The 9,160-nt window shown below is 71.3% G+C and carries 8 protein-coding genes and 1 pseudogene; all 9 read left to right on the forward strand.

Annotated elements, in window-relative coordinates; genetic code table 11:
* Positions 1-291: pseudogene (locus tag F603_RS34890) on the forward strand (RiPP maturation radical SAM C-methyltransferase); the annotation flags it as partial.
* Between the two features lie 84 nt (positions 292-375).
* On the forward strand, positions 376-516 hold the full coding sequence (botA, locus tag F603_RS34895; protein ID WP_106431447.1) for a bottromycin family RiPP peptide: 141 nt from the start codon (positions 376-378) through the stop codon (positions 514-516).
* Between the two features lie 63 nt (positions 517-579).
* Positions 580-1,755 (forward strand): YcaO-like family protein, encoded by a 1,176-nt coding sequence (locus F603_RS0131225; protein ID WP_019549855.1) that lies wholly within the window; start codon positions 580-582, stop codon positions 1,753-1,755.
* Positions 1,673-3,007, forward strand: a complete 1,335-nt coding sequence (locus F603_RS0131235) for a YcaO-like family protein (protein ID WP_106431448.1) — start codon at positions 1,673-1,675, stop codon at positions 3,005-3,007. The genes F603_RS0131225 and F603_RS0131235 overlap by 83 nt, the downstream gene beginning before the upstream one ends.
* Entirely contained in the window at positions 3,004-4,917 is a 1,914-nt protein-coding gene (locus F603_RS0131240) for a RiPP maturation radical SAM C-methyltransferase (RefSeq protein WP_019549858.1), read from the forward strand. The genes F603_RS0131235 and F603_RS0131240 overlap by 4 nt, the downstream gene beginning before the upstream one ends.
* On the forward strand, positions 4,904-5,746 hold the full coding sequence (locus F603_RS33305) for an alpha/beta hydrolase (RefSeq protein ID WP_019549859.1): 843 nt from the start codon (positions 4,904-4,906) through the stop codon (positions 5,744-5,746). The genes F603_RS0131240 and F603_RS33305 overlap by 14 nt, the downstream gene beginning before the upstream one ends.
* Positions 5,743-7,134 carry an amidohydrolase family protein gene (locus F603_RS0131250; RefSeq protein WP_019549860.1) on the forward strand — a complete coding sequence of 464 codons (1,392 nt, stop codon included), beginning with the start codon at positions 5,743-5,745 and terminating at the stop codon, positions 7,132-7,134. The genes F603_RS33305 and F603_RS0131250 overlap by 4 nt, the downstream gene beginning before the upstream one ends.
* Positions 7,124-8,347: a cytochrome P450 gene (locus F603_RS0131255; protein ID WP_019549861.1), complete on the forward strand. Its 1,224-nt coding sequence runs from the start codon at positions 7,124-7,126 to the stop codon at positions 8,345-8,347. Before F603_RS0131250 ends, F603_RS0131255 begins: the two co-directional genes overlap by 11 nt.
* Positions 8,348-8,354: 7 nt before the next feature.
* Positions 8,355-9,160: cobalamin-dependent protein (locus F603_RS0131260; protein ID WP_026328877.1), on the forward strand; the 806-nt coding region annotated here is incomplete at its 3' end.

Consider the following 9,160-nt stretch of genomic DNA (forward strand, 5'->3'; position numbering starts at 1 on the left):
CACGAAACCGTCCTGCAAGGCGACGACGCCGCACTCTTCCGGGCTGTCATCGGCGGGACCCGCATCCGTGACCTGCAAGCCAACGGTTGGCCGGAAGGCCAACCCTGGGACCGAGCCTGGGAGAAACTCCAGAACTGGCAACGCCGCCGCTGGATCTTCATCGAAGGCACCAAAATCATCGCCCTCGCCATCCGCGAACAACCATCCGCCTACCGGACGCCGCCGCCCAAGGGCACACCCAGGCGACAGGCCCGCAACCCCGTGCCCGTCACGCTCACCAGCCGGAAGTGAGGGAGGTGAGGCCTATCGCGGTGCATCCACATGAACAGCGCGACGACGGATGGATCGGTACAGCGAAACGAAAGGATCACTGACATGGGACCAGCGGTCGTATTCGACTGTATGACGGCGGACTTCCTCAACGACGACCCCAACAACGCCGAGCTCAGCTCCCTGGAGATGGAGGAACTCGAGTCGTGGGGCGCCTGGTCCGACGACACCGACCAGTCAGTCTGATGCCCGCCTGCGCGTAGCACCAGACGTGAAGTCGGCGGGCCGGCGCACAGGGAAGTGGGAGTGATGGCCGATTCTTCCGCGACCGACTGCGTACTGCGGGAAGTCGCGTTCCGCTCCTACCGGGCGGAGCACACGGTGACGGTCCAGTGCACGGTACGGCCTGACTCGGGACCGGGGCAGGCCGAAGGCTACGGCACCGCCACGACCGAGGCCGTCGCTCGGAAGAAGGCCCTTTCCGAAGCCGTGGAAAGGCTGTTGGCCTGCACCCCGTTCGCCCTCATCGCCCGTCGGCCGACACCGCGCACAGACCGGAGCAGGGGCACCGACCCCTGGCAGCGCGGGCTGCGCTCCGCGCCCGCCGGCTGCCAGGTACGCAACTACCGCTCGCTGAGCGGCGAGCAGCCGCGGCAGGTGCCCCTGTTCTGGTCTTCGCCCTGGGTCGCCGGCGAGGAGATGCGGTCGGCGAACCTCGCCCCGCAGGCGGCCCGCCTCTCCAGCACGGTCGGGTGGGCCGTCGCACCGTCGCCCGAAGCAGCCCTGCAGGGCGCCCTCTACGAGCTGACGGAGCTGCTGAACTACGGCGCGTTCCTCTACCGGTGCCTCGCGGCCCCCCGCGAACGCCCCGCGCCCGGCGGAGGCCCCGAGCCGCACGAAGAGGGCCGCACCCAGACCGTCCCCATAAGCTGGGCGACCCGCACCCCGACGATCCTCGCCGTGACGAGGAGCAGCGACCGGCTGATGCCCGCCACCGGTATCGGCTCAGGTACGACGGCGTCCGAGGCGGCCGAGCGGGCCTTCCTCGAACTCGCCCAGGCCGAGACGCTCTGGCGCGCCAACTCGACCGCCGTGCCGGCCGAGCGCTACTTCATGCGGCGCTTCGAGAAGTGGCCCCTGCTGAGACGCTGCGCCGCCCTGGACTTCGACCTCGGCGAGCACGCCGGCCCCTTCGACGACGGGCCCCACCCCTCTCCCTTGGGCGCGCTGGAGTCCAGAGCCATCGAGGTGTGGGCCGACCCCGGAGCCGTCGACATCTCGGGCGCCGACCTGAGGAGGACCCGCCTGTGCTTCGCCCACGTGGTGTCGGATCCGCAGCCGCTCCTCGGCCTTGTCCGCGCAGGTATTCCCGTCTTCGACACGGGGGAAGTGAGGAAGATCCTTGTCTGTCCACGCCGAGCACGATCTGCTGACCTCAGCCCTTCTGGACGGGTCGCTCACTCAGGACGTCCCACCCGAGCGTGAGACGCCGATCGGCAGAGCGCTCTCCGCGGCGAGCGACTGGCTGAGCTCCGAGCAACTGACCCCGGACATCTGGAAGTACGGGCTCGACTCCGCGCCCACCTACGAGGTCCACCTCAAGGACGCCGCGGGCACGCTGTGCTCGCGCAGCTCGGGCAAGGGTCTGGGGCACCGCAGCATGGCGAGCGCCCTCTTCGAAAGCGCCGAGCACTACCACCTCGACTGGCGCCGCGACCCGCTCGCCGACGAGGCCGCGTTCGTCCCCGGCCGCGAGGTCGCCGGGCAGCCGACGGCCGCCGGCTCGGCGCTGCTGCACCGACTCGGCGGCATCCTCGGCGACTCCCCGGTCCTCACCCGCGAATACCGCCCAGTGGCCGAGGCGTTGGGCGCCACCGGCGGCGCCGCACCCCCGCACCGCCACCCCGTCTTCCTGCGCGACGGCGGCTACCGGAACTGGCCGCACCCCTCGGACGACGGCTCCTTCAAGCCGCTCTGGCACTACACGACGAGCGCCGGCTACGCGGCTGGAACCACGCTGCACGAGGCGCTCGTCCACGCGGTCAACGAGCTGATCGAGCGCGACGCCTGGTCCTACCAACTTGCCCGTTCCTACTTCGGCCTGCCCGACGAGAGCGGCCGGGCCCTCCGCGTCATCGACCACGAGAGCCTCCCGGCGGAGCTGCGCGCCCTCGTCGACGACGTGGAGGCGTCGAGCGGCTCCCCGATCCTCATCGTCTCGATCCCCTGCGACACGGGGGTGCCGGCCTACGTGGTCTGCGACGCGGAGAGCGACGAGGACGTGCGGCTCATCGGCAGCGGCGCCTCGCCGGTGCAGGCGTACGCCCTCCAACGAGGGCTGCTGGAGTACCTCCAGGTGTGCACGATGTACCAGCACGGGCCCGTCGACGCGGAGCGCGAGGCCGCCCAGATCGCCACGGCCCTGGCCCGCTACCCGAGGCACCTCGCCGCCGCCGGGTTCGACGTGCGTCAACTCCCGCACGAACGGCAGCCGTTCGACAGCGACGGGCTCCCTGCCGCGGCGACTCCGGAAGAGCTGCTGCGGCACCTCATCGACCGGTTGCAGGGAGTGGGCGTCGACCTCCACTTCCGCGTCCTGACGAGGCCGGGGACGATCACCGTCGTCGACGTCGTCGCACCCGGGCTCGAAATGCTGGACAAGGCGCGCGCCGGCTACCCGGTCCTGCCGACCGGGCGGTTGGGCGAGAGGCTCAGGCCGCAGAGGAGGGAGCCGTGAAGCTCGTCCTTGTGGCGCCACCGTGGAACAGCCTCTACCGGCCCTCGATCCAGATCGCCACCCTCGCCGCGCTGAGCACCGAGGAGCAGGGCGATCCGATCAGCGCCGTCTACGGGTACTTGGACTGGTTCGAGTACGCGGTCGGCTTCCTGGAGTGCGACCCGGAGCAGTTCGCCGCCGTGTACGACACGATCGGCGAGGAGCTGTACGGGCTCGGCGTCGGCGACTGGATCTTCGGCGGCGGGCTGCCGGGCGCCGGGGACGCGGACGAGGCGTCGGCGACCGCGGAGTACGGTGCGTTCCTGCGGGAGCAGGGCGTCGACGAGGAAATCGTCGCCGATGTCCTGCGGTTGCGCGAGGCGGCGCCACGGTTCGTCGCCGACCTCGCCGAGCGGCTCGTGGACGACGGGGCCGAGTGCTTCGGATTCACCACATCCTTCAGCCAGTTGGTGCCCTCGCTGGCGATAGCCGTGGCGATCAAGGAACGGGCGCCGGACCGGCTCGTCCTCCTCGGCGGGGCGAACTGCGACCGTCCGATGGGCCAGGCCGTGATGCACGCCTATCCGTTCGTCGACGCGGTCGTCGAGGGCGAGGGCGAGCAGGCGGTGAACGCGCTCACCCGCGCGAAGAGCGTGGACGACCTGGCGGCGGTCCCCGGGATAGTGCTGCGGCACGAGGACGGCCTGCGCACCGCGCTGCCGTCGATCCAACCCGTGGAGTCCGCTCCCGTGCCCAAGTACGATGCGTACTTCGAGCGGTTGGAGAGCCTGCCGTGGGGCGACCTCATCGCTCCGCACGTGGCGCTGCCGTTCCAGATGTCCCGCGGGTGCTGGTGGGGCGAGAAGTTGCAGTGCACGTTCTGCGGTGAGAACGGCAGCGGGATGGTCTACCGCAGCAAACCGGGCTCCCAACTCGTCGACACACTGCGGACGTTGACGGAGCGGCACGGCGCCTTCAACACCTACGCCGTGGACACGATCCTGGCGAAGAACGACAACGGCCTCGCGGCGCTCGCCGACGCCGAGGTCGACATCACCACCTTCTTCGAGGTCAAGGCTAACCTCGGCCCTCGGGAGGTCGGCGAGCTGCGCGCCGCCGGCGTCACCATGGTGCAGCCGGGGATCGAGAGCCTCAGCTCGGGCGCGTTGAAGCTGCTGCGCAAGGGCGCGACGAGCTGGCACAACCTGCGCTTTCTCGTCCTGTGCCAGGAGTTGGGGATCGACGCGCAGTGGAACTTGCTCTCGGCCATGCCGGACGAGTCAGCGGAGATGCTGGAGGAGCAGCTCCGGCTGATCCCCTTCATCACACATCTGGCACCACCGTCGACGGTGAGCAAAGTCCGCGTCGACCGCTACAGCCCCTACTTCGAGAAGCCCGACGAGTTCGGCATCGAGCTGCGGGGCCCCGAGAAGAAGTACCGGTTCATCCACCGGGGCGAGGGCGTCGACCGTACGGCGCTGGCGTACTCCTTCGAGCACGGGCAGCAGGCGGGGAAGGAGCGGGACGATGACGCAGCCATGCTGGCGCTGCGCCGCCGGCTCGGGGCACGTGTCGGACTGTGGAAGAAGCTGCACGCGCAGTCCCGCTTCTCCTTCCGTTTCGGCCCGAACGTGACCGTGGTCCACGACTACAGGCCGCACGTCGGTACGGGCCGCACCGTGCTGCGGGGAGCCGACGACCTCCTCTTCCGCTCCCTCGTCCACGGCGGGCGCCTCATGCAGGCCGTCGGCCGGGTCGGCGAGCAGACGGGGACGCCGGAGAGCCGGCTGCACGAGAGGGTGAGCGAGTGGGCGGCGTGCGGCTGGGTCCACCTTGAGGGGCGGCGCGGTCTCGTCCTCGCCGTACGGGACGGCATGCGGGACGAGTTGGGCCGCGCGGCGGCGCTGAGGGGGTCGGATGCGGAGTCCTGACCGGGAGCAGGCGGAACGCTTCGAAGTCGCCTCCGTGGACGGCACGTTGCTGCGCGGGTTCAGCCGGGCGGCCCGCGGGTCGTCCGATGCGCGGGGCGAGCCGGAGACGCTGGTGCTGCTGCACGGTGTCGCGATGGACCACCGGGTCTGGTCCGAGTCGTCGTTCCTCGACGCGCTGCCCGACGACGTCCACGTCGTCGCCCCCGACCTGCGCGGCCGCGGCGAAAGCGACCCGGGGCACAGCGCCGAGGGCCACGCGATCGACCGCTACGTCGAGGACGTCCGCGCCGTGCTCGGCTTCTTCGGGCGGGAGCGGTACAGCCTCTTCGGCCTCTACTTCGGGGGCCGTATCGCGCTGCGGGTCGCGGAGGCGGACAGGCGGGTGCAGCGGGCCTTCTCCTTCTGCGCGCACGGCGAGGCGGTGGAGGTCCCGGCGGACGCCGTCGAGGAGGAGGCGAAAGAGATCGAAGGCCCCGGCGGGTACGCGTACCTCCGCGACCACTTCTCCGCCGCGGGAGCGCCTGCGTGGATGGTCTCCGCCTGCGACCGGGTCGACCAGGACGAGTTGGCGGCGGCGACCCGCGGCCTCCTGCACGGTTCGCACCAGCGGGCCGAGCGCGGAGCAGCCGACCAGGACCTGGTGCTGATCACTGCCGAGGGCGACGCCGACCTCGGCACGTTCCGCGAGGGCTCGGCCCGCCTCGGCGCCCGGCTCTGGCTGGTGGACAGCCGGACCCGGGTGCGCGCCGCTGCCCGCCTCGCCGAAGTCGGCACGCGCACGGCGGAGTTGCTCACCGCGGCGCCGGCGGCGATGAGGGGGGACGCATGACGGACGACGCCCTCTGGACCCACCGCAGGGGCCTGCTCCCCGACGGCGATCCGCTCGTCGGCGCGCTGGAGGAGCTGGCGGGCCGCAGCCGCAGCCACGTCCTCCGCGCCGTCGGGATGCTCGACGCGGAGACCGGAGAGGCCGCCCCGCCAAGGGACTTGGAGGTGGTCGACGGCGCCGTCGCCCGCTGGAGCCCTGCGCCGGACGCCGCGTACTGCGAGTGGTTCGCCCTGCCCGGGTTCGTCGACGCCCATGCGCACGTGTCCTCGGTGACCGACCTCGTCGGCATGCTCGCGTACGGGGTGACGGGTTACCGGCAGATGTGGGGCGAGCCCGCACACCTGTACAGCGCCGGCGTCCACCGTGCGCGCCACGCCGTCCTCCCCCTCCCCTGGACGACGGCGGGCGTCGTCGACGGCCCCGACTCCCGTATCCCGCACCACGTCACGGTCGTTGACGACGCGCGGCAGGTGCGCCGGGTGGTCGAGGACGTCCTCGCGTTCGGCTTCGACGGCATCAAGGTCTACGACGACTTGGCGCGGCCGGCCTTCGAGGCGCTGGTACGCGAGGCGGAGCGCGCCGGCATCCCCGTCGTCGGACACGTGCCCGAGGCGGTGCCGCTCGACGCGGCCTACCCGGGCATGTGGTCGACCGAGCACCTGTACGGAATCGTGCCCCACATCTTCCGGCTGCCCGCGGCCGACCGCTGGGCCGTCCTCGCCGACGCGTTGCAGCGGCACCGCGACGACGGCCCCGCCGTCGAGGGGGCCGCCGGCCGTTTCGTCTGCCCGACGCTCACCGCGTGGCGGGCGCGGAGCGGGGAGCGCCGCTACACCCGGCCGTCGAGGACGCTCCTCCAGTCGGCGACCCCGAGCCGCCGCCCCGCCTGGCACGCGGCCGCGAGGGACGCCCTCTCGCTGGAGCGGGCCGAGGCGCAGCGGCGGAGCCTGCTGGTCGACCGGCTCGGAGGCATCGCGTACGACCTGTCGCGCCGCGGGGCCAGGCTGCTCGTCGGCACCGACTGCGGGAACCCCTTCGTCCTCGCCGGGCCCTCGTACCACAAGGAGCTGGCCGAACTCAGCCGCAGCGGCCTCGACTTCGCGACCGTCCTCAAGGCCGCGACCGTCGACGCATACGCCGCAACGGGCCGCGACCCCGCACGGGCCGACCTGGTCCTCTACCGGCGCTCCCCGGCGCACGACGTCACCCGCCTGGCCCGGCCGGACGCCGTACTCGTCGACGGAGTCCTCCTCGACGCCGACGACTTGGACCACCTGTGGGGGCTGCGGCTCACGGCGGCCGGCCTCGACGCCGGCACCTGGAGAAGGGGCGACGTGGACCCGGCGGCCGGTGACCGACAGAATAAGGAGACTGCCGATGCAGGCTGACCCATCCACCGGGACGACCGACCCCGAGGCTCCCCCCGGGGTCTGCCCCGTCACCGGACGGCGCGCCGACCCCGTGGACTTCGAGTTCTTCAACGGCCCTTCGGCGTACCGCGAAGCAGCGGCCACCCACGCCGACGAGGGCGCCTTCTACAGCGCCAGCGGCGACGGGTTCTGGGTCCTTACCACGTACGAGGGAATCTGCGAGGCGTTCAGGGACGAGGAGCAGTTCACCGTCGGGCGCGTCAGCGCAGCGGACGGCGCCGAGGAGGACCGCTGGATTCCGCTGACCATCGAGGGCCGCCAGCACACGGAGTGGCGCCGCAGGCTGGGCGCGTGGTTCACGCCGCAGCGCGTACGCGAGCTGACCCCCTCGATCGAGGCCAACGCCCGGCGCCGGATCGAGGGGTTCGTCGACGACGGCGAGGTGTCGTTCAACGAGGATTTCGCCAGGCCGTTCGTGCTGGAGAACCTGATGACCGCGGTGGGCTGGGAGTTCGACCGCTTCGACCAACTCCTGCGCATCGACCGCGCGATGATCGATTCGCGGTACGCGCCCGACCCGCGTGAGGCGGCGTTCGAGGAGGTCGGCATCCCGGCGCTGGAAAAGCTCGCCCGCGAGCAGGTCGAGCGCCGTCGCGCCGAACCCGCAGACGACCTCACCACCGCGACCTTCGGCTGGGAGGTCGAGGGGAGGCCCGTCACCGACGACGACCGGGTCTCGCTGCTGTGCGTGCTCTTCCTCGCCGGCGTCGACTCGACGGTCAACCACCTGGCCAACGCCGTCCAGCACCTGGTGTGCCACGACGCCGACAAGCGGCGGTTCCTGGCCTCCAGGGAAGTACGCCCGAGGGCGGTCGAGGAGTTCCTCCGGGCCAACTCGTGCATGTATCCGGGGAGGTTGGCCGCGCGCGACGGGGCGGGCGGCACCGCCCGGCGGGGTGAGACGGTGCTGCTGCCGCTCGCCGTCGCCAACTACGATCCCGAGGTCTTCCACGACCCCGAGCAGGTCGACTTCGACCGGGAGCGCAACCCGCACATCGCCTTCGGTACGGGAGCACACCAGTGCCTCGGCGCCGCGTTGGCGCGGGCGCAGATCCGCACCGCCCTCGACGTGTGGCACGAGCTCATCCCGCACTACGGATTCCCTCCGCAGCCGGAGCCCTCGGAGCCCCGGTTCCTCCGCAATGCATACGACTTGAGGCTCGTCTGGTGAGGTCGCCATGAAGAGTGCCGGCAGTGCTGGTCGAGTAATGCTCGTTTCGATGCCGTGGAACAACGTGCGCCGCCCTTCGATCCAGGTGGGCACGTTGCGTGCGGTGGCCGAGGAGGAAGGCTGGCAGGTCACCCCGGAATACGCCTACCTCGCCTTCTACGGACTCGCCAAAAGGATGCTGGGCTACGGAGACGCCGAGTGGTCGGACGCGTACGACCTGATCTCCGAGGGCCTTTACCACTTCTCGGTCGGCGACTGGATATTCGCCTGCCGGGGCACGGAGGCCGCGCGGCGCGACGAGTACGTCGAGGAGCTGCGCTCCAGGAAAATCGACGAGCCGACGATCGGGCTGATCGATTCGCTGCGCGAGGTCGCCGAGCGGCATGTGGAGGAGACCGCCGCGGCCCTGCTCGCGTCCGACCCCGATGTCATCGGGTTCACGAGCACCTTCAGCCAGAACGGGCCGACGCTGGCGGTGGCCGAGCGGTTGCGTGCAAGTGGCTATCCCGGCGTGATCGTCATGGGCGGTAGCAACTGCGAGGGCTCGATGGGGCGGGCGCTCCTGGAGAACTACCCCGCGGTGGAGGCGGTGGTCGACGGTCCGGGTGAGGATGCGTTCGTGGCGCTGCTGCGGCAGGTGGCGGCCGGCGGCCCCGTCAGGTCGCAGGGGCGGCTGCTCACCCGCCGTCCGGCAGGGGGAGCGGATGCAGCCGAGAGCGGCACGGGGATCTCGCTTACCGGGCTCAGCGTTCCCACGCCCAACTACGACGGATACTTCGAGCAGTTGCATGCGGCGGGTTTGGAGGGTCTGGA

Source organism: Streptomyces sulphureus DSM 40104 (assembly GCF_000381025.1).
In the GTDB taxonomy this organism is placed as follows: Bacteria; Actinomycetota; Actinomycetes; order Streptomycetales; family Streptomycetaceae; genus Streptomyces; species Streptomyces sulphureus.

Bases quoted from the DNA above. Each gene is read 5' to 3' on its own strand.
- F603_RS0131250 (WP_019549860.1), top strand. From the start codon at position 5,743: ATGACGGACGACGCCCTCTGGACCCACCGCAGGGGCCTGCTCCCCGAC.
- F603_RS33305 (WP_019549859.1), top strand. From the start codon at position 4,904: ATGCGGAGTCCTGACCGGGAGCAGGCGGAACGCTTCGAAGTCGCCTCC.
- F603_RS0131255 (WP_019549861.1), top strand. From the start codon at position 7,124: ATGCAGGCTGACCCATCCACCGGGACGACCGACCCCGAGGCTCCCCCC.
- F603_RS0131225 (WP_019549855.1), top strand. From the start codon at position 580: ATGGCCGATTCTTCCGCGACCGACTGCGTACTGCGGGAAGTCGCGTTC.
- botA (WP_106431447.1), top strand. From the start codon at position 376: ATGGGACCAGCGGTCGTATTCGACTGTATGACGGCGGACTTCCTCAAC.